Origin of the sequence: Streptococcus sp. Marseille-Q3604, from assembly GCF_916619785.1 — a bacterium.
In the GTDB taxonomy this organism is placed as follows: domain Bacteria; phylum Bacillota; class Bacilli; order Lactobacillales; family Streptococcaceae; genus Streptococcus.
The window spans coordinates 82,093-102,942 of record NZ_CAKAKM010000002.1 but is presented as its reverse complement, the minus strand read 5'-3'; the positions used below and the strand labels follow the sequence as shown (position 1 = coordinate 102,942).

At 39.5% G+C, this 20,850-nt stretch carries 15 protein-coding genes; all 15 read left to right on the top strand.

The genetic code is table 11. The features are described 5' to 3' along the window. The first annotated feature begins 12 nt into the window (after positions 1 to 12). The 15 genes from LG375_RS04785 to ldcB all read left to right on the top strand — a co-directional run bounded on the left by LG375_RS04785 (position 13) and on the right by ldcB (position 20,723). Positions 13 to 1,155 carry a peptidyl-prolyl cis-trans isomerase gene (locus LG375_RS04785; RefSeq protein ID WP_225745410.1) on the top strand — a complete coding sequence of 381 codons (1,143 nt, stop codon included), beginning with the start codon at positions 13 to 15 and terminating at the stop codon, positions 1,153 to 1,155. 337 nt (positions 1,156 to 1,492) lie between these two features. Then, a complete protein-coding gene (locus LG375_RS04780) occupies positions 1,493 to 1,978 on the top strand; it encodes an LURP-one-related/scramblase family protein (RefSeq protein WP_002885497.1) in 486 nt (161 codons plus the stop codon). A gap of 24 nt (positions 1,979 to 2,002) precedes the next feature. Beyond that, positions 2,003 to 4,621 carry an alanine--tRNA ligase gene (gene alaS, locus LG375_RS04775; RefSeq protein WP_225745409.1) on the top strand — a complete coding sequence of 873 codons (2,619 nt, stop codon included), beginning with the start codon at positions 2,003 to 2,005 and terminating at the stop codon, positions 4,619 to 4,621. An 82-nt stretch (positions 4,622 to 4,703) separates the two neighbouring features. Then, positions 4,704 to 5,102 carry a hypothetical protein gene (locus tag LG375_RS04770; protein ID WP_225745408.1) on the top strand — a complete coding sequence of 133 codons (399 nt, stop codon included), beginning with the start codon at positions 4,704 to 4,706 and terminating at the stop codon, positions 5,100 to 5,102. A gap of 399 nt (positions 5,103 to 5,501) precedes the next feature. Then, entirely contained in the window at positions 5,502 to 6,398 is an 897-nt protein-coding gene (locus LG375_RS04765) for a hypothetical protein (RefSeq protein ID WP_225745407.1), read from the top strand. Then, positions 6,399 to 7,340, top strand: coding sequence for a hypothetical protein (locus tag LG375_RS04760; protein ID WP_225745406.1), 942 nt, complete (start codon positions 6,399 to 6,401; stop codon positions 7,338 to 7,340). A 142-nt stretch (positions 7,341 to 7,482) separates the two neighbouring features. Beyond that, a complete protein-coding gene (gene tnpA, locus LG375_RS04755; protein ID WP_201061769.1) occupies positions 7,483 to 7,956 on the top strand; it encodes an IS200/IS605 family transposase in 474 nt (157 codons plus the stop codon). A 259-nt stretch (positions 7,957 to 8,215) separates the two neighbouring features. Next, complete coding sequence (locus LG375_RS04750; protein WP_225745405.1) at positions 8,216 to 9,139, top strand: helix-turn-helix domain-containing protein; 924 nt, start codon at positions 8,216 to 8,218, stop codon at positions 9,137 to 9,139. Between the two features lie 138 nt (positions 9,140 to 9,277). Further along, positions 9,278 to 9,970 carry a DUF6287 domain-containing protein gene (locus LG375_RS04745; protein WP_225745404.1) on the top strand — a complete coding sequence of 231 codons (693 nt, stop codon included), beginning with the start codon at positions 9,278 to 9,280 and terminating at the stop codon, positions 9,968 to 9,970. Positions 9,971 to 10,035: 65 nt separating this feature from the next. Beyond that, positions 10,036 to 10,335, top strand: coding sequence for a hypothetical protein (locus LG375_RS04740; protein WP_225745403.1), 300 nt, complete (start codon positions 10,036 to 10,038; stop codon positions 10,333 to 10,335). Between the two features lie 276 nt (positions 10,336 to 10,611). After that, the gene (locus tag LG375_RS04735; RefSeq protein WP_225745402.1) at positions 10,612 to 13,167 is read left to right on the top strand and encodes an SH3 domain-containing protein; all 2,556 of its coding nucleotides are present in this window, start codon (positions 10,612 to 10,614) and stop codon (positions 13,165 to 13,167) included. Positions 13,168 to 13,377: 210 nt separating this feature from the next. After that, positions 13,378 to 14,112, top strand: a complete 735-nt coding sequence (locus tag LG375_RS04730; protein WP_048676267.1) for a response regulator transcription factor — start codon at positions 13,378 to 13,380, stop codon at positions 14,110 to 14,112. Continuing rightward, entirely contained in the window at positions 14,109 to 15,428 is a 1,320-nt protein-coding gene (locus LG375_RS04725; protein WP_225745401.1) for a sensor histidine kinase, read from the top strand. The genes LG375_RS04730 and LG375_RS04725 overlap by 4 nt, the downstream gene beginning before the upstream one ends. Positions 15,429 to 15,525: 97 nt before the next feature. Further along, positions 15,526 to 16,083, top strand: coding sequence for a transcriptional regulator (locus LG375_RS04720; protein WP_070576508.1), 558 nt, complete (start codon positions 15,526 to 15,528; stop codon positions 16,081 to 16,083). 284 nt (positions 16,084 to 16,367) lie between these two features. After that, positions 16,368 to 20,723 carry an LD-carboxypeptidase LdcB/DacB gene (ldcB, locus tag LG375_RS04715; protein WP_225745400.1) on the top strand — a complete coding sequence of 1,452 codons (4,356 nt, stop codon included), beginning with the start codon at positions 16,368 to 16,370 and terminating at the stop codon, positions 20,721 to 20,723. The last annotated feature ends 127 nt before the right edge of the window (positions 20,724 to 20,850 follow it).

Sequence of the window (20,850 nt, the reverse complement as noted above, 5' to 3'; positions counted from 1 at the left end):
GGAGTAGATAGAATGGCTAAAGAAAATGAAAACCTTGAGTCGACAGAAGAAACTGTTGAAGAGGTTGTAGCAGACAAAGACGCAGAACAAGAGCATCTTGATCGCCAAAAAGAAGAAGAGGAAAGCATCGCCCTCGCTAGTGAAAAAGCGAAAGAAAAAGCTAAACGTGCTAAAACGAAAAAGACACGTGATGCTGGTAAACCAAGCTCAGGTGGCCGCTTCCTCGGAGGTCTTGCCCTTGTAGCTGTTTCAGCTCTCGTTGGTGCAGGTGCTATGTATGTTTCTCTAGGTAACAAAACGACTGAAGAAACAACTTTGGTATCTATGAAAGGTGATACTGTTACTGTCGGTGATGTCTTTGATTCACTTAAAGGTAGCAGCCAAACACAACAAAGTGTTTTGAGTGCAACTTTGCAAAAGGCTCTTGAAAAAGAATATGGTAGCAAAGTCAGCAAAGAAGACGTTGACAAAGCTTATAAGCAAGCTTCAGAACAATACGGAGATCAATTCTCACAAGTACTTGCAGCCTATGGTCAAACAGAAGAGTCATACCGTACTCAAATCCGTACACAAAAATTGGTTGAGTATGCTGTTAACCAAGCCGCACAAAAAGATTTGACTGAAGCAAATTACAAGGCCGCCTATGATAACTACACACCAAATACAGAGGTACAAGTAGTTTCAACTACTGATAAAGCAGTGGCAGATAAGCTAGACTCTGAAGCTAAAGCAGAAGGAGCAGACTTCTCACAAGTTGCTAAAGATAACAGCTTGGAAGTGGCTTCTAAGACAGTTAACTCAGCTTCTCAAGACTTCCCAGCAGATGTTTTGACAGCAGCCTTCAAACAAGATGCTAATGCCGTTTCTGACGTAGTGACTGTTTCAAACAGCTCAACTGGTGCTGCAACTTACTACATCGTTAAAACTGTTTCAAAATCTGAGAAAAATGCAGATTGGAAAAACTATAAGGATGATTTGACTAAGGTTATCATCAATGGTAAGAAAGCTGATACTAACTTCACTAACTCAGTGATTGCTAAGGTCCTTAAGAAATACAATGTTAAAGTTGTAGACAAGGCCTTCAGCGCAATTCTTGACCAGTATGTGACTGGTTCTGGGGCTTCATCAAGTTCATCATCTAGCTCTAGCAAATAAATCACAAGATAGAGTTGATAATGCTATTATCAGCTTGACCTAAGACCTAAAACACGTTAAAATGAAGAGTGGCTAAAAGTTCTAACATTATGAAATTTTTGGCCATCCCTTTGAGATTGGTAATCATCGCTTCTGATACAGAAAAATGGCGGTCGCTGCGAGCCATGGACGAATTTGGTTACTTGCTACTCAAAGTTCACAATTAAAGACAAATAAGAATGACAAGTTCATTGAATGAAGGTGGTACCGCGGTTCACGTCGCCCTTCGTTTAGTGGCCTTGTCTTTTATTCTTTTAGTATTTTTTGAATGAATGTATGACATTATTGGAGGTAGCTTATGAAAACCTATTTTGTCAAACAGAAGTTTCGATTGGGTGGTGAACGCTTTGATATCAAGGATGATCAAGGTAGAGTTGCCTATCAGGTTGAAGGATCCTTTTTTAAGATTCCAAAGACCTTTACGATTTTTGGCGAGGATGGTCGTGAGATCAGTCATATCACCAAGGAGCCTATTAGTCTCTTACCCAAATTTACGGTGGATTTACAGGATGGTTCGAGTTTTTACATTCGTAAAAAATTAACCTTTCTTCGTGATAAGTATGATGTCGATAATCTTGGCTTGCGAATAGAGGGGAATATTTGGGACCTGGATTTTCAACTGCTTAATAGTCAAGATCAGGTAGTTGCTAGGATTCAAAAGGAGCTCTTTCATCTAACATCGACCTATACTGTTACCGTTTATGAAAATACTTATGCCGATTTAGCCATTTCCCTATGTGTCGCTATTGACTATGTGGAAATGCTCGAGAATAGCTCAAAATAAAGAACAATTGATTAAGGAGAAACAATGAAACAACTTACTTCAGCACAAATTCGTCAAATGTGGCTTGATTTCTGGAAATCAAAAGGTCACGCTGTTGAACCATCAGCTAACTTGGTTCCAGTTAACGATCCAACCCTTCTTTGGATTAACTCAGGGGTTGCCACTTTGAAAAAATACTTTGATGGCTCAGTAATTCCTGAAAATCCACGTATCACTAACTCACAAAAAGCTATCCGTACCAACGATATCGAAAACGTTGGTAAGACAGCTCGTCACCACACTATGTTTGAAATGCTTGGTAACTTCTCAGTTGGTGATTACTTCCGTGATGAAGCTATCGAATGGGGTTATGAGCTTTTGACAAGCCCAGAGTGGTTTGATTTTCCAAAAGACAAGCTTTACATGACTTACTATCCAGATGATAAAGATTCATACAACCGTTGGATTGCCTGCGGTGTTGAACCAAGTCATTTGATTCCAATTGAAGATAACTTCTGGGAAATCGGTGCTGGACCTTCAGGACCAGATACTGAAATCTTCTTTGACCGTGGCGAAGACTTTGACCCTGATAATATTGGTATCCGTTTGCTTGAAGAAGATATTGAAAACGATCGTTACATTGAAATTTGGAACATCGTTTTGTCACAATTCAACGCAGACCCAGCAGTTCCCCGTTCAGAATACAAGGAACTTCCTAATAAAAACATTGATACGGGCGCGGGTCTTGAACGTCTTGTAGCCGTAATGCAAGGGGCTAAAACAAACTTTGAAACAGACCTCTTCATGCCTATCATTCGTGAAATCGAAAAAATGTCTGGTAAAACTTACAATCCAGATGGTGACACAATGAGCTTCAAGGTTATTGCTGACCACATTCGTTCATTGGCATTTGCCATCGGTGATGGTGCTCTTCCAGGTAATGAAGGTCGTGGTTATGTCCTTCGTCGTCTTCTCCGTCGTGCAGTAATGCATGGTCGTCGTCTCGGCATTTCTGATGCTTTCTTGTACAAACTTGTTCCAACTGTTGGTCAAATTATGGAAAGCTATTACCCAGAAGTTCTTGAGAAGAAAGATTTTATCGAGAAGATTGTTAAACGTGAAGAAGAAACCTTTGCACGTACTATCGATGCAGGTTCAAGCATGCTTGACGAGCTTCTTGCTAACCTTAAGAAATCTGGTAAAGATACGCTTGAAGGTAAAGACATCTTTAAACTTTACGATACTTACGGATTCCCAGTGGAATTGACAGAAGAGTTGGCTGAAGATGAAGGCTTCAAGATTGACCATGAAGGTTTCAAAGCTGCCATGAAAGAACAACAAGACCGTGCGCGTGCTAGCGTGGTTAAAGGTGGTTCTATGGGGATGCAAAATGAAACCCTCGCTAACATCACTGAACCATCTGAGTTCTTGTATGAAGCGGAAACTGCTGAAAGCCGTTTGAGCGTAATCGTTGCTGATGATGCTCGTCATGATAGTGTTAACTCTGGTCAAGCCCTCCTTGTCTTTGAACAAACACCATTCTACGCTGAAATGGGTGGACAAGTAGCAGACCACGGTACAATCTCAGATGCAGCTGGTACAGTCGTTGCGCGTGTTGTTGATGTTCAACGTGCACCAAATGGACAAGCCCTTCACACTGTTGAAGTTGAAGGTGAACTTGTTGTAGGAGCTAACTACAAACTTGAAATTGACCACACACGTCGTCACCGTGTCATGAAGAACCATACAGCGACTCACCTCTTGCACGCTGCCCTTCATAACATCGTCGGTGATCATGCTGTTCAAGCCGGTTCTCTTAACGAACAAGAATTCTTGCGTTTCGACTTCACTCACTTTGAGGCTGTAACTCCAGAAGAATTGCGTGCTATCGAAGAACAAGTCAACGAAGAAATTTGGAAAGCTACTCCAGTAACAACTATTGAAACAGATATTGACACTGCTAAATCAATGGGAGCTATGGCCCTCTTTGGTGAAAAATATGGTAAGAATGTTCGTGTCGTTTCAATCGGTGATTACTCTGTTGAGCTTTGTGGTGGTACGCACGTTGCCAACACTGCTGAAATCGGTATGTTCAAGATTGTCAAAGAAGAAGGTATCGGTTCAGGAACACGTCGTATCTTGGCAGTGACATCACGTGAAGCTTACCTTGCTTATCGTGAAGAAGAAGATGCCCTTAAAGCAATCGCAGCAACACTTAAGGCACCACAATTGAAAGAAGTGCCTAACAAGGTTGCTAGCCTTCAAGAGCAATTGCATGCCCTTCAAAAAGAAAATGCTACGCTTAAAGAAAAGGCAGCTGCAGCTGCAGCTGGTGACGTCTTCAAAGATGTTAAAGAAGCTAACGGTGTTCGTTACATTGCTAGCCAAGTAGAAGTTTCTGATGCAGGTGCCCTTCGTACCTTTGCGGACCAATGGAAACAAGCAGACTACTCTGATGTCCTTGTCCTTGCAGCTCACATTGGCGAAAAAGTTAATGTTCTTGTAGCAAGCAAGTCTAAAGATGTTCACGCAGGTAATGTTATCAAGGTTCTCGCACCAATCGTATCAGGTCGTGGTGGTGGTAAACCAGATATGGCCATGGCCGGTGGTAGCGATGCCAATGGTATCCAAGATCTTCTTTCAGCAGTAGCAGAACAGCTTTAAGATGTGATACAATAAAAGTAACTTGAAAAGGTAGGATGAAAAATCCTATCTTTTTTACTAGATTCACATTCTTGGGGGGATTATGGAAGATAAAAATGTTAGGGATTTTAACGATGTGCTTATATTCATAATTACAGTCTTTTTCTCGTTTTGTTTTTCACTCATGTATATTGAGTGGCAAAATTATCATAATCAACAAACTGACCGGTATTTAAATGGTTATGCTTATGTGACAGGTTTCAGTTCGGTTGATGCCTATGTGAAATTAACAGATCCTGATGTTCTAGCTGTCCAATCAACTGGCAATATCCAATATTCCGATAACTATATGATGTCTCAAAACTATCGTTATCATGATTCTTTTAAAAACACAGAGAAAACATCTCAAAAGGATAATCAATATTATCGACTATCTATATATGATGTTAATGATACTAGTAATCAACCGATTGAGGTAGACCTTTTTAAGTTTGTACCATAGTTAAAGAAAGGTAAGGGGATTAGCAATCTTAAAGCAAAGCTTTATGAAGAGAATCAGAAAGCCTATGTTCTTGTTACTTTTGAAGGCACAAAGGTCGGGAAAAATCGTGAGCCTGCTTATACTTTTGAGGTTTCAAAAGATGATAAAACATTAAAGTTAATAAGCAATTTCTCAAACGCTAGCCTTTATGATATCGATACTATCCCAAAAGATAGTATCCCAAAACAGGAACAAAGTGTAAAAGGCTATTTACCTCAGACTATTGGGATTATCCATAATCTTGGTAGTAATCTTTTATCTAATGTTCATGCTTTAGATTCGGGACGTGTTGCTATTAGTGTTGGGGCTTTTGATGGTACATCGAGGACGATTTATGACCAAAATCCTAAACTTCTAGAGATGGCTAAAAATGATAGTTATCAATTGGTGGTTACAGATAGTTTTTGTAATGATCAGGCAAAGACCCAAAGTCTTTTGGATTTATACAAGGAAGATGGTAAGACTAGTTTTGTAGATGGTTTGGTAGCTAAAGCAGATACAACAATTGATGGACAAGAACACCTCTTGTCAAATTTTCAGGATTTTGACAGATGGATATATCGAAACGTCAGCTTGACAAGAAAAGAGTTTAAATCCCGAGAGGATGTTCAAGCTATTTTATATGATCCGAATTCAACCTTGCTTCCGATTGGTGTTAACGCCCTAGATAATAGTCTCGTAACTTACGATTTAGCTTCAGGGCCTTTATATAGTTTTTATACTTATAGTATAGGTTCTGAAACAAGTAAACTAAAGAAAAGTATCGAACTGATTCAAAATTGGAGAGCTGGTTTTAAGTACAATGAGGTCGTTAAGGAATTGTATTATGAGCAATACTATAGGAGTGACTACAGTCCCTATATAGAACGTATTGATACTGCGAATGCGAACCAAGAACCTAAACAAATCTTATTGATGCAAGAGAGTATTTTTGAATTGCTTCAATCAAATCCGTTTGAAAATGCGATGAAAGAGGGTAAAGATGCTTTCAACCGTATTATTAATGAAGGAGCACCTGTTGGTTTGTATTCCATTCTTGATGCACCTAGGGATGCTATTGATAATGGATCGTTTAACATTAGTCCAGATATGGTACAAAGGGGTTATCTTTTAGGTACAACTCCAAGTAATCAAGCGAAGGAAAAATATGGCATTAGCGAATTTGAAGGTCCGAGAACACAGGCAGTGTCTAATAGTATGTCTTTTGTTCAAAATGGTAAGGCCATAACAGTGATAATCCCAAGGGAGGAAGAGTAGATGGCTTTAATTAAAGAGCTTTTCAAAGATAAAGTGAGAATCGTGATTATTCTTCTAGGAGCATTACTTGGCTTCTATCTTGCTTATAGGCACAAACCCATAGAGTCTTATTCACATAAAATTGAAACCATTAAGAGATCCACTCCTCTTCGAGATATTCGAACGGTTCAGGACAATGTGCTGTATCTTCCTGAAAATCAAAATTATGTCGCCTTGACTAAAGATTATCTGATACTATTTGATGAATACTACCATAGGGGTGAAGATATTAGGGATAACTATGATATCACTGATGAGGATTACTACAAGGTGATGATTTATAACCCTTTTAACACCAAGAAGATTTACAAAAAATGGGATGTCTTGAAAATCTTACGAAAGGATTTTCCTGAAGAATATGTTAGTGATGTGGATCTTGACAAGGATATCAGCGGGAAAAGTTATCTTATCGTAACTACTTTGATTACTAATTCTGGTGGAGAACGTGATAGAATTGGTCGACGAAGGGTCTTTGATTTTGAGACTGGCAAGTTCGTGACGGGAGTTGCTATTCAAGGTGGAGTAGATAAAGATGATAAACATACGATGACTTACGAACGATACTATTTTAGTAAATCGCTAAATGAAAGATTAGATTATTATGGACTTCGTATTCGGAAAAGGTCTAATGCAGTATTTCTAGAGTTGTCTGATCCAAATTCTTCTAGAATTAAGGAATTAAACATCAATTCCAATAAAGCGCTTATGACAATTTTGAACACGGAAGTTTCTGGAGAATTGGTTTTCTTTGGAGATGATGCTCTAGAGCAAGTTTCTCATTTGCTAGCTAAACCAGATCAGACGGATATGTTTAGTGGAATAAAACTTTCCGCTTCTGAGTCAAAGGATGGACAAGAGCATGATATCGGTTCGCTTCAGGACTATAATACCTGGGCAGAGTAAAAACATTATTGAAGAGCTGAACTTTCAGCTCTTTTTTTGTCTCTCGAAAAGCTTTTAGCGATGTATCAAAAAAGTCCCCCTAAAGTGTTATATTAGATAAGGTTTCCCGACCACTAACTAATATACAAAAGGAGGACCCCTGATGAGACAGGATAATAATAGTTTAGCACATACTACATGGAATTGTAAGTATCATATTGTGTTCGCACCCAAATATCGACGTCAGATAATTTATGGGAAATACAAAGCAAGTATTGGTAAAATCTTACGATTATTATGCGAAAGAAAAGGTGTTGAAATTCATGAAGCAGAAGCTTGCCCAGATCATATTCACATGTTGGTGAGTATACCACCGAAACTAAGTATTTCTTCATTTATGGGATATTTAAAGGGCAAAAGTAGCTTAATGATATTTGATCGACACGCTAATTTAAAGTATAAATATGGGAATCGCAAATTTTGGTGTCGAGGGTTTTATGTTGATACGGTTGGACGAAATCAGAAGCGAATTGAAGAATATATTCGTAATCAATTACAAGAAGACGTGATAGCAGATCAGCTAAGTCTATTTGAGGAGTATGATCCGTTTACAGGTGAGAAGAATAAGAGAAAGTAATCTTAAAGAGACCCGCTAGACGGGTCAGCTAGCAAAGGTGGTGCTGAAGGGAAACCATTCGGTAGGCCTTTAGGCCTCGGCCGGTAGCAGAGGCTTTCAGCCGAAGAGCAAGCCACCCGTTCTCACGGGTGGTTTTGACTTGTAAGTGGTATTGAAAGTAATGATTATTTTCGTTTCATAATTGAAATAGTGAATACTGGGTGGTATACTATTACAAATCATAAAAATTATAATAGTTTCAAGTAAAAGGGAGCTAGCGATGTTTGGACAAGACTTTGGTCATCGGTTAAGAGAGTTGAGATTAGCACAAGGACTAACTAAAGAAAAATTTTGTGAAGGGGATGAGGTTTTATCAGTACGACAATTGACACGTATAGAAACAGGGAAGTCTCAACCTAAATTAGAAACCTTAGAGCACTTGGCAAGACGTCTGAATATATCTTTATCGGAATTGCTTGGAGAGAGGACTGTAGTCTCAAAGATGCCGGTAGAATACCTCAATCTCAAATATCAATTGATGCATGCGACTAGTCTAGATAAGCCAAATAATCTAATGAAACTAGACGAAAAGCTGGGTAAAATTATTGATAGCTATTATGATGATTTGCCAGTTGATGAACAGAGGGTTGTTGATATCTTACAGTCAAAACTTTACTCATATACTTCAAAGACACACCAAAAATTTGGTATGAGCATATTGGAGAAGAGTTTACCATCATTATGTGAGAAAAGGGTATACACTATCAATGATCTACTACTTATAGAACTATATCAAATCTCGTTAGGAGATGGTGATAGTATGAGGTCAGATGGGTTTAGTGAAGGGACTTTTTATACTATTTGTAGAAATCTAATAAATAGTTATGATAATATTCCCACGGAGTATTTATTTTTACTTAGGGATGCCTTATTAATGGTTCCAATAGTTGAATATGAACGAAAAAAGTTTCATTTATCGGAAGTAGCATTCAATCAACTGCATCGCATTATGGAGGAAACTCATGATTATCAGAAAAAACCAATTTTGAGAATGCTAGAGGGACAGTATCTATATGTTGTAAAGAATGATATTTTTGAGGCAAAAAAGGCCTACCAAGAAGGGATAATCTTGGCTAGATTATTAGGAGATACCTCTTTAGCAGACATCATATCAGAGAAAATGAGAGATGCCATGAAAGAATAGAGCAGGACATACGTGTCCTGTTCTTTTTTTCTAATATGCAGTATATTATATCCATAAGAAGAACTAAAGAATATAACGTATTTCATCGAGATTTTTGAAAATGACACAGTCTAAAATAGAGTATTAAGGAGAATTATTATGAAACCTGCTACAAAACGTTTCACAACTTTAACTGCACTTGCTTTGACTTCCGTTCTATTACTTGGTGCATGTGGTAATAACAAGAAGGAAGCTACATTAACATCGAGCTCTAGTAAGGTTAGTCAGAAAGTGAAATCGACAAAACCATCTTCAAAAGAAAAAATGAAAAAGTCTGAGCAAAAGACAAAATCCTCTAGTTCAGAAGAGGTCTCAAAAGCAACCTCTGGAGAAACGGCTTCACAACCATCAGCCGGAAATGTTGCTGGATCTACTCAACAAGGAGTTGCCCCAACAAATCCTAGTGAAGAAACAGCTGAAGTAAATCAAGGAACTACGACAGAACAACCAGCTGCTTCAGCGGAACAAACACCAGCTACCACAGTAGTTGATGCTACGGCAATGGCTAATGGTGATTTCTCTAGTGTTGCTGGTACTTATCAAAATGACTTAGGGGACACAATTACAGTATCTCCATCCGGTAGTGTAACCCGTGTTGGTGCTGAAAGTGGTTATAGTGATACAAGTAGTCAGCTCTTTAATGGTTTTGCTCAAGATGGCGGTTATGTAGCAGGTTTTGCTCATAATGATGGGCCAACCAGTGACCCAATTTTCTTTGATAGTAACGGACAGATTCGTTTCGGTTCTGATGCGATATATGGTCGGATGCATGTTTACAATAAATTAGATTAATGGTATTGTACCCTCAGTACTTAAGAAAAGGAAATCACAAATAGTAGAAGGAGCACACTTTAAAAATGTCTCAAAAAGAACATGGTGAAGTAAGAAGTACTAGTGGTACCTTAAAGGGTATCTATCACTATTTGAATTCTCCCAGTCCTCATTTGTTTCCGTTTGTCTTTATTAGTAACGTAACAGATAGCCTTCAGATGTTTCGCGTGTGTAAGAATGGTAAGCCAATTGCCTTTCCTGTACTTCTACCAAATCAGTATAAAATTGTTTACATTAAGGACTTTCAAAATGTTAGCTCCTGCGATGAGATTACAGTGACTGAACATTTAGAAGAATACATCTATGATGAATCAGAGTTAGACTAGATTGAAACCTATAGTCAAATCAACTCAGAATGAATTAATTAATCTATTCAGATTTGCTTAGTGTGTCAAGGAATTAGATGTAGCAAAAGCCCTCAGGTAGTTCTTGGGGTTTTTCTTAATTGTAGTTATTTGAAAGAATTATATATCAATTTTCTACAAAATAAACTTTAGTAATAATATTGAAATAATTGTAAAAAATATTTCAAAGGGGTATAATAGAAATGTGAAAACGGTTCCAATGTTTATCAAACAGCCTAGAAAGTGAGAGTGATCAAAATGAGAAAGGCATATGTTGTTAAGGAACGTCAACGTTACTCAATTCGTAAATATTCTTTTGGAGCTGCATCAGTCTTGATTGGTGCGAGCTTGATGCTTGGTGGACATGCTTTGGCTCAGGAACAAGCCAACAGCACAAGTACCAGCAAGGATTATGAAGTTTTTGTAAATAATTCTGAACCACTTCAAATCGACCAGGCAACTTCAGAAGCTGTTACCGATGTCCTCAATCAACCAGCTTCAAGATCTGAAGCGCCAAGACCTAAGCTTGCTAGCAGTGAGGTTGCCTCTTCCGAAGCTAATAGTGTAGTGGCTAGCGAGGCTGCTTCTTTGGAAGTACCGGCAGAGGTTGCTCATTCTGCATCTACTGTTGCTACTGTTTCTAGATCAGAAGTGGCTAGTCCACGTTCTGAAGTGTCATCAGTAGCTAGCTCTGAAGTAGTAAGTGAGACTAACCGTTCAGCAACTTCAGAAGTAGCAGAAGCTAGAGTTACTGACCGTGAAGCTGTGAATACTCCTCAACCTGGTGTGGATGGTCCAGTGACTGCTGATGGTTCTCTTGATATCCCATCAAACGGCACCTATTATTTCCGTCGCACAACTGAAATTCGTACAGCTCCAGTCATGGATATCAAACCTACCTTCGTCTTTAGTGCAGGTGACCATGTTATCTATGATAAGGTCTTGAAGAGAGACAATCATCAATGGATTTCTTACATTGGTTACGACTATGAACGCTACTACGCTGATATCGCAGCTTTAAAGGCTGAAAATACTAGTAGCAACACTGAAGCGACTAGAGATGAAACCATCCCTGAACGTGGTACTTATTACTTCACTAAACCTGCAGATGTGAAGAACCAACCTAGCTTGACTGCCAAGACTGAGTTCAATTTTGATCCAGGTATGTCAGTCAACTACGATAGATCTTTGCTTTCTGACAACCACCGTTGGATTTCTTATGTGTCATACAATGGTACTCGTCGTTACGTCGATCTAGGTGCTGCAGCAGAGGCTGTAGCTAAACCAAGAGGCGATATTGCTATTGAAAGCCATGATAATGGTGACTTTAGTGTGGTTATTAGTAATGTATCAGATCAAAACGGTATCCTTGGGGTATCTGTTCCAATCTGGTCTGAAAAGAATGGTCAAGATGATATCATCTGGTACAATGCGACTCGTCTTAACAATGGTAACTACAAGGTTAACGTCAGTCTAACTGACCACAAGAATGAACGTGGTCTCTACAATGTTCATCTTTACTATGTTGAAACTAATGGTAAATTAGTTGGTGTGGGCGGCACAACTTACACAGTTCCTGCTAAGGTTGAAGAAACTCATACAACTACTAGCTATAGCCTTCCTGATGCAGGAACTTACACCTTCAAAGAACGCTCTAGCATCAAGGCAGAACCTCGTGTGGCAAGTCCAGAGTTGGCCTACTACGATGCTGGCATGTCAGTCAACTACGACAAGATTGTCAGTGGTGATGGTTACCAATGGCTTTCTTACCTCAGCTACAATGGCAACCGCCGTTATGTAGCCGTGTCTAAACTTGCTCAACAAGAAAGCAAACCAAGCGGTACTATCAATATTGAAAATCTCTCTAACCTCGGTTTCGATGTTCATATCACTAATGTTTCTGGTGGTGATAAGGCTATCCAAGGTGTGAGTGTTCCAGTATGGACAGCTAAGGACGGCCAAGATGATCTTGTATGGCACCAAGCCGACAGACAAAGTGATGGTAGCTACAAGGTTCGTATCAATGTTAGTGACCATAAGGCTGAAGCAGGCGAATACATTATTCATCTCTACTATGTCCAAGATGGTAAGATGGTAGGTATCGGAGGCACTAGCACAACTGTTCCAGTTCAAAATGCAACCCGTCACAACCTTCCAGCTTCAGGTTCATACACCTTTACCGCTCGTTCTGGCATTAAGACTCAACCTTTGGTAGCCAACCCAGATGTTAGCTACTACGATGCTGGTATGTCAGTTAACTATGACAAGGTTGTCAATAATGACGGCTATACATGGCTTTCTTACCTTAGCTATTCAGGACATCGTTTCTATGTGGCTATCGCACCAACAAGTGTGACTAAACCTGTAGAACAGCCAGTTCAACCAGGTACACCTTCATCTGGAACCTATACTTTCAAGGAACGCTCTAGCATTAAAGCAGAACCAAGTGTCGCAAGTCCAGAGTTGGCCTACTATGATGCTGGTATGTCTGTTAACTATGACAGATTGGTGACTGCAGATGGTCATACCTGGCTCTCTTATGTCAGCCATGGAGGCAACCGCCGATACGTTGCTATTGATGGTAAGGCAACAGCAGTTGCTCAACCAGCAAGTCCAAGCCTAGCTGCAACTGGTACTTATACCTTTACCAAACCTAGCTCTATCAAGGCTCAACCAAGTGTTGCTAATCCAGAGTTAGCCTACTATGATAAAGGCATGTCCGTTCGCTATGACAAGGTCCTAACAGCTGATGGTCATACATGGTTGTCTTATGTAACCTATAGCGGTGCAAGGCGCTATGTAGATATTTCTTAAGAGTTGTAACATCACTCTCTTTTGAGGGTGGTGTTTTTTTTGGTGAATGAAGCAAAAAAATGTTACAAACTATTGTTTTTTTGTAATAAAAATGTAAAATAAGTAAAGAGAACAATAAATCTCATTTTGAATAAATAAGAGAGGTTCATTTATTAAAGAAATGCTCTAACTTAGAATTTCTCTTAAGATTATGCTAAAGGAAGTTATGCCATGCTTAACATCTATGTTTTAGAGGATCATTTTATCCAACAAAATCGTATTGAAGAGGTTATTCATACGATTCTTAAGAAAAATAACATTAAAGTAGGCGACTTTGAGGTTTTCGACAAACCCAATCAACTGTTAGAGTCTATTACCGAGAGAGGGTCTCATCAGCTCTTTTTCCTGGACATTCAGATTAAAGACGATACTAAAAAAGGCTTGGAAGTGGCTAAGCAGATTCGCAAGAATGATCCCTATGCCAATATTGTTTTCTTCACGACCCATTCAGAGTATCTTCCCTTAACTTTTCAATACCAACTGGCAGCTCTAGACTTTATTGATAAGTCTTTGGAGGGTGAGGACTTTCAAAAGCGTGTGGAAAGTATTATCTTATTAACCTGCAAAAAGATACAGAGTCAGAATCCAGAAGACGCTTTTCGGATTGAGAATGCTAAGACCGTTATTCAGGTTCCCTTTCATGATATCTTGTACTTTGAGACGTCAGATATTGTTCATAAGGTTATCCTTTATACTAAAGAGGAGCAGATTGAGTTTTATGGCAGTCTCTCACAAATCGAAAAGAGTGACCCTAGACTGTTTAAATGCCACAAATCTTTCCTTATCAATCCAGAAAATATCATCAAATTAGATAAAAGTACGGGGACAGTCTATTTTGAAAATGGTGGCGTTTGCTATGTTTCAAAGTTGAAACTAAAGAAATTGCTTGAGAGAATCAGCCTATGACAGCAATCAATTTTTTGTTGGATAATCTAGACTTTTTAGCGGAGATTATCCTCTTTATTCTCATTTATCAATACATTACCTCCGAGAAGATAAAGCTAAGATGGTATATTATCATCCCCTTGATTATCCGATTTTTATTTGTGCTTTCTCCAGCCCTGTCCTATGTTTTAGGGCATGCCCTCTTGGTTGTTTATTCCCTCTACAGAAATCGTTATGGCAATAGGTTATTAGATATTTTCTATGGCTTGTTTCCAATCATCATAGAAAGTCTTGTTCACAATCTTATTATTTATGGGATTGCCTTGGTCATTAATCGTCATTATCTGATTGTACTTAACCATTTTCATTTAAACCTTGTCATTGAGTTGCTAGTCTTTCCTGTGTTTTGGTTAATCATTAAGACCTTAAAAGTGGATTTCAAAGCATTGAACTATGGTTTTCGAAAGTCATTTTCAAAGTACTTTTTATTACTCATAGATATATCAATGTTATCTTATGCCCTCCTTCTCCAATATATTACCTTTTTTGTGCAACAGAGCCCTGGAGGAAGAGATTGGCATGTTTATCTCGTGGTGACCTATGCTTTACTCTTTCTTGCGACCCTTGTTTATATCAATGCGACCTTCAGTGAGAGACTAAAAGAAGAAGTCCTACTCCAAAAAGATAGGCAAATGAGTGATTTGGCTCATTATAGTCAACAAATCGAGCAACTCTATACGGATCTTCGTCGCTTCAGGCACGATTACCTAAATGTCTTGTCTAGTATCAAATATGGCATTGACTCCAAGGATATGGCTATTATTTCCGATATCTACGATAACATTCTTGAAAAAACAAAGACTCGGATTGAGGGGAAACAGTACGAAATTGCCAACTTGATTAATATTAAAGATGAAGCCGTTAAAGGTGTCCTGGCTAGTAAAATTTTGGAAGCACAGAGACAGTCTATTACCATTCACCTTGAGGTCAGCGACGTCTTTGAAGTATCAAGGATGGAATTGTTGGATTTCATAACGGTGCTGTCCATTTTTTTGGATAATGCTATTGAAGCTAGTCTGGATAGCGGTACTAAAGAAGTGAACATTGCTCTTATCAGTGGAGAGACAAAGGTGGTGATAGTGGAGAATACCATTGCTCAAGAATCTATCAATACAGTCGGTATCTTTAAACTTGGTCGATCAAGTAAAGGAGAAGGACGTGGTATAGGTTTGTCTACTGTTCGAGAGATTTTAGGGAAGTACCCTAATTGTTCTTTGTCAACACAATCTAAAGACTATCGATTTAAACAGACACTAAAAATAGAAGATGTGGTTTGATTATGACGAAAAAACGACCGTTTATGACTTCAATGAAAAATTTAGCTGTCTATATATTATAATAACCTAGTAAATTATCAGAAAAGGAACATCACTCATGAAAAATACAAGTAAACTCATTGGTATCGTGGCAGCTCTTATCGTAGTTATCCTCGCTGTCTTCTTAGTGACTAAGTTTAATAGTCATGAGTCGGCGCGTGTTAGCACAAGTAGTAGTCCAGTCAAGACGGTTAAGAAATCATCTTCAAGCTCAAGTAAGGCTGTTAAGAAGGGTAAAAAATCAACTCAATCATCATCTTCATCAGTTTCAAATGAAGAAAATGACAATCAGACCTCAGCAGTAGCACCTAAAGCTTCTTCTCAAGAACAAGCTCAAGCAGGCGCTACAGATGGTGGTCAAGTGGCTGAAGCAACAACACCAGCTTCTCAAGTTGAAGGTGGTCGAGGTGCTTGGACAGCTACTTCTGGAACATTGACACTTGATGAGGAAACGCCTGTTTATGCTACGCCAGATAAAGACAGTGGAGCTGTTTCTAAACTTCCTGCAGGGGATGTTGATTGGGACAAATATGAAATTTTACCTGATGGAAACTGGTATAGTTTTGTTAAGGATGGTCAACGATACTACATTTCATATTCAGATGTAGGACATTGATAAAAGGTTCAAAAATGAAACATGATGGCATTTAAAGCTGTCGTGTTTTTACTTTATTTTCCATTTTTTTGGAAAAACAACGAATATATAAGTATAATCAGTCATTTTCCGATTATGACAAAAATTGGACAGTTTATGATTTAGGTGTGAACAAGTCAAATAAATTTGGTATACTAATGGACAAGTGAGAAATATTCAGTAACATTATGTAAAATACTTGTAATATTTGTCACTGAGTGTTACAATCAAACAGTAACATCAATTCGATAGAGAGAATAATTGATATGAAACGAGAAAAATTTTTACACGAACAACAACGTTTTTCCATTCGTAAATATTCATTTGGGGCAGCATCAGTTCTTTTAGGAGCTAGTTTGGTCTTTGCAGGTCAAGCTTTGGCTGATGAGCATCATGAAGTTTCAACACCTTCAGATGCCACTTTGCGTGCTACCTCAGATAGTGATGCTGTGACAGCAGCTGATATTTTCAGTGGGGTAGCAACAGATGGGGCAGCATCAAGTGAGAAGGCTAGCCAAGTCTCAACAACTAGCCAAACCGCTAGTGAAACTGCTACTAGCGAGGCTAGAAGTGAAGTGAGTGCTAGTACCTCACAAGCAGCAGATAAAATTTCTGAATCAACAACTGCTAGCTCAGAAGCGACAAGGAAAACAAATGCTTCATCTGAAACAGCCACTAACCTTGATGTATCTGCCTTAACGAGAGCAGCTGTCAATACTAGTTTGGTGAGCCAACCAGCTACAACTACAGACAGCGACCTTCCAAGTCAAGGAACTTATGTCTACAAGGAACGTACAGAGATTAAGAATCAACCTAAGGTGTCTGCCAAGGCTGAATTTTATGTAAATCCAGGAGACAGCGTTCTTTACGATCAAGTCGTGACAGCTGACGGCTACCAATGGATTAGCTACAAATCATACTCTGGCGTGCGTCGTTATGCGCCAGTGAAACCAGTGGCAGCTGGTAGTGGTAACGGTAATAGTGGTAATGGGGATGGTAAGCCTTCTAATGGCACTCAAGCCACAACAGGTGCTTTGAACATCCCAGCGACAGGAACTTTCTACTTTACACGTGACACAGATATTAAGAAAGAACCAAAAGCAGACCTCAAACCTACTTTTGTTTTCAGTAAGGGTGACCATGTTATCTATGACAAAGTTTTGACTGCGGATAATCACCAATGGATTTCTTACCTTGGGTATGACTATGTTCGCTATTATGCCGATATTGCGACTTTGACACCTGCTAAAGCTGAAACACCAACTGTTAAACCAACAGAGACTAATCAAGCAAAACCAGAAGTTACTGGTGCTGAAAAGCTTCCAGCAAGTGGTACTTATAATGTGACACGTAGCTTGAATGTTAAAAATGAACCTAAGGCTTCTGCAGAAACACTTTATACCTTGGAAAAAGGCTACAAAGTGAACTATGACAAGGTCTTGACTGCGGATAACCACCAATGGATTTCTTATATTAGCTACAGTGGTACACGTCGTTATGTGGATATTGCGACCTTGAAAGCTACTGAGTCTAAACCACAAGAAAACCGTGTTTCTGGTAACCTTACCATCAACAACCAAACCTCTAATGGCTTTGATGTTGTCGTAACCAATGTTTCAGGTGGTGGCAAGACAGTTCAGGAAGTCCGTGTCCCAATCTGGTCAGATAAGAATGGCCAAGACGATCTCACTTGGTATCATGCTGATAAACAGTCAGATGGTAGCTACAAGGTTCATGTAGATAAAGCCAGCCACAAGGGCGATGCTGGTACATATTCTGTCCATCTTTACTACATGTTGGATGGTAAGCGAACTTATATTACCGAAACTACAGCTACAGTCCCTGAATCTCAAGTAACAGGAAAATTGACGATTACCAATCAAACCTCTAATGGCTTTGATGTTGTCGTAACTAATGTTTCAGGTGGTGGCAAGGCAGTCCAAGAAGTTCGTGTTCCAATTTGGTCAGATAAAGATGGTCAAGATGACCTCACTTGGTATCATGCTGATAAACAATCAGACGGTAGCTACAAGGTTCATGTAGATAAAGCCAGTCACAAGGGCGATGTTGGTACCTATTCTGTCCATCTTTACTATATGTTGGATGGTAAACGAACTTATATTACCGAAACTACAGCCAAAGTCCCTGAAACTCAAGTAACAGGAAAATTGACGATTACCAACCAAACGTCTAATGGCTTTGATGTTGTCGTAACTAATGTTTCAGGTGGTGGCAAAGAAGTTAAAGAAGTCCGTGTTCCAATCTGGTCAGATAAGAATGGTCAAGATGATCTTACTTGGTATCATGCCGATAAACAATCAGATGGAAGCTACAAGGTTCATGTAGATAAAGCAAGCCATAAGGGTGATGCTGGTACCTATTCTGTCCATCTTTACTATATGTTAGATGGTAAACGAACTTATATTACCGAAACTACAGCCACAGTTCCTGAATCTCAAGTAACAGGGAAATTGACAATCAACAACCAAATGTCTAATGGCTTTGATGTTGTCGTTACCAATGTTTCAGGTGGTGGCAAAGAAGTTAAAGAAGTCCGTGTCCCAATCTGGTCAGATAAGAATGGCCAAGACGATCTCACTTGGTATCATGCTGATAAACAATCAGACGGTAGCTATAAGGTTCATGTAGATACAGCCAGCCATAAGGGTGATGCGGGTACTTATTCTGTGCATCTTTACTACATGTTGGATGGTAAACGAACTTATATTACCGAAACTACAGCCACAGTGCCTCAATCTAATGAATCCCATGTAACAGGGAAATTGACCAATAACGGTTCTTACTACAGTGTTCGTGGTAAATACGATGATATTATCATTGTCAATAAGAAGCATGGTCTTTCTAAGGACTATAATCCAGGTGAAAATCCTACAGCTAAGGCAGCCTTTGTTCGCCTTCGTGATGATATGATTAACCAAGGTTTGAATGTCGGACGTTCATACAGTGGTTTCCGTTCTTACGATTATCAAAAGACTCTTTACGACAACTACGTAAGCCGTGATGGTCAAGCAGCTGCGGACCGTTACTCAGCTCGTCCTGGGTTCAGCGAACACCAAACTGGTTTGGTCTTTGATTTGACTGATAAATCTGGTAACTTGCTTGAAGATTCACGAGCTAGTCAATGGCTTAAAGACAATGCACATAACTATGGCTTTATCGTGCGTTTCCAAGCAGGTAAAGAAGCTTCAACCGGCTACATGCCAGAAGCATGGCATATCCGCTATGTGGGTAAAGAAGCTAAAGGCATTCACGATTCAGGATTGAGCTTGGAAGAGTACTTTGGTATCGAAGGTGGCGATTATGCTACTAGCAGCAAACCTGCTGAAAGCAAACCAGCCACTACAGGTGCCATCAACCTTCCAGCGACAGGCACTTATACCTTCACAGGTCGTGCGTCAATCAAGGCAGAAGCTAAGGTTTCAAGCCCAGAGTTGGCCTACTATGATAAGGGTATGAGCGTTAACTATGATAAAGTTTTGACAGCTGATGGTCATCAATGGCTTTCATACATGACAGCAAGCGGTGCCCGTCGTTACGTTGATATTGCAACAGTTAAAGCTACAGAAACTAAACCAGAAGTTAAACCGGTTGCTAAACCAGCGGACCAACCAAGTCTTCCAGAATCAGGCACTTATACCTTCACAGGTCGTGTGTCAATCAAGGCGGAAGCTAAGGTTTCAAGCCCAGAGTTGGCCTACTATGACAAGGGCATGAGTGTTAACTATGACAAAGTTTTGTCAGCCGATGGTCATCAATGGCTTTCATACATGACAGCAAGCGGTGCCCGTCGTTACGTTGATATTGCAACAGTTAAAGCTACAGAAACTAAACCAGAAGTTAAACCGGTTGCTAAACCAGCGGATAAACCAAGTCTTCCAGAATCAGGCACTTATACCTTCACAGGTCGTGCGTCAATTAAGGCAGAAGCTAAAGTTTCAAGCCCAGAATTAGCTTATTATGACAAGGGTATGAGTGTTAACTACGATAAGGTTTTGACAGCTGATGGCCGTCAATGGCTTTCATACATGACAACAAGTGGTGCTCGTCGTTACGTTGACATTGCAGCAGCCAAGGCAGAGTCTAAGCCAGCAAGTCAACCAGAAGTTAAACCGGTTGCTAAACCAGCGGATAAACCAAGTCTTCCAGAATCAGGCACTTATACCTTCACAGGTCGTGCGTCAATTAAGGCAGAAGCTAAGGTTTCAAGCCCAGAGTTGGCCTACTATGATAAGGGTATGAGCGTTAACTACGACAAGGTTTTGACAGCCGATGGTCGTCAATGGCTTTCATACGTGACAACAAGTGGTGCTCGTCGTTATGTTGATATTGCAGCAGCCAAGGCAGAGTCTAAGCCAGCAAGTCAACCAGAAGTTAAACCGGTTGCTAAACCAGCGGATAAACCAAGTCTTCCAGAATCAGGCACTTATACCTTCACAGGTCGTGCGTCAATTAAGGCGGAAGCTAAGGTTTCAAGCCCAGAGTTGGCCTACTATGACAAGGGCATGAGTGTTAACTATGACAAAGTTTTGTCAGCCGATGGTCATCAATGGCTTTCATACATGACAGCAAGCGGTGCCCGTCGTTACGTTGATATTGCTTAGTGTAATAACGATTAGGTTGGACATTATGTCCAGCCTTTTTTGATAGCCTTTCTTTATCATGAGATTGAATTTTTCAATTTTTGTGACGTCTTTTGGAGTGCTATAATGGTTAATATAGAATAGAGGT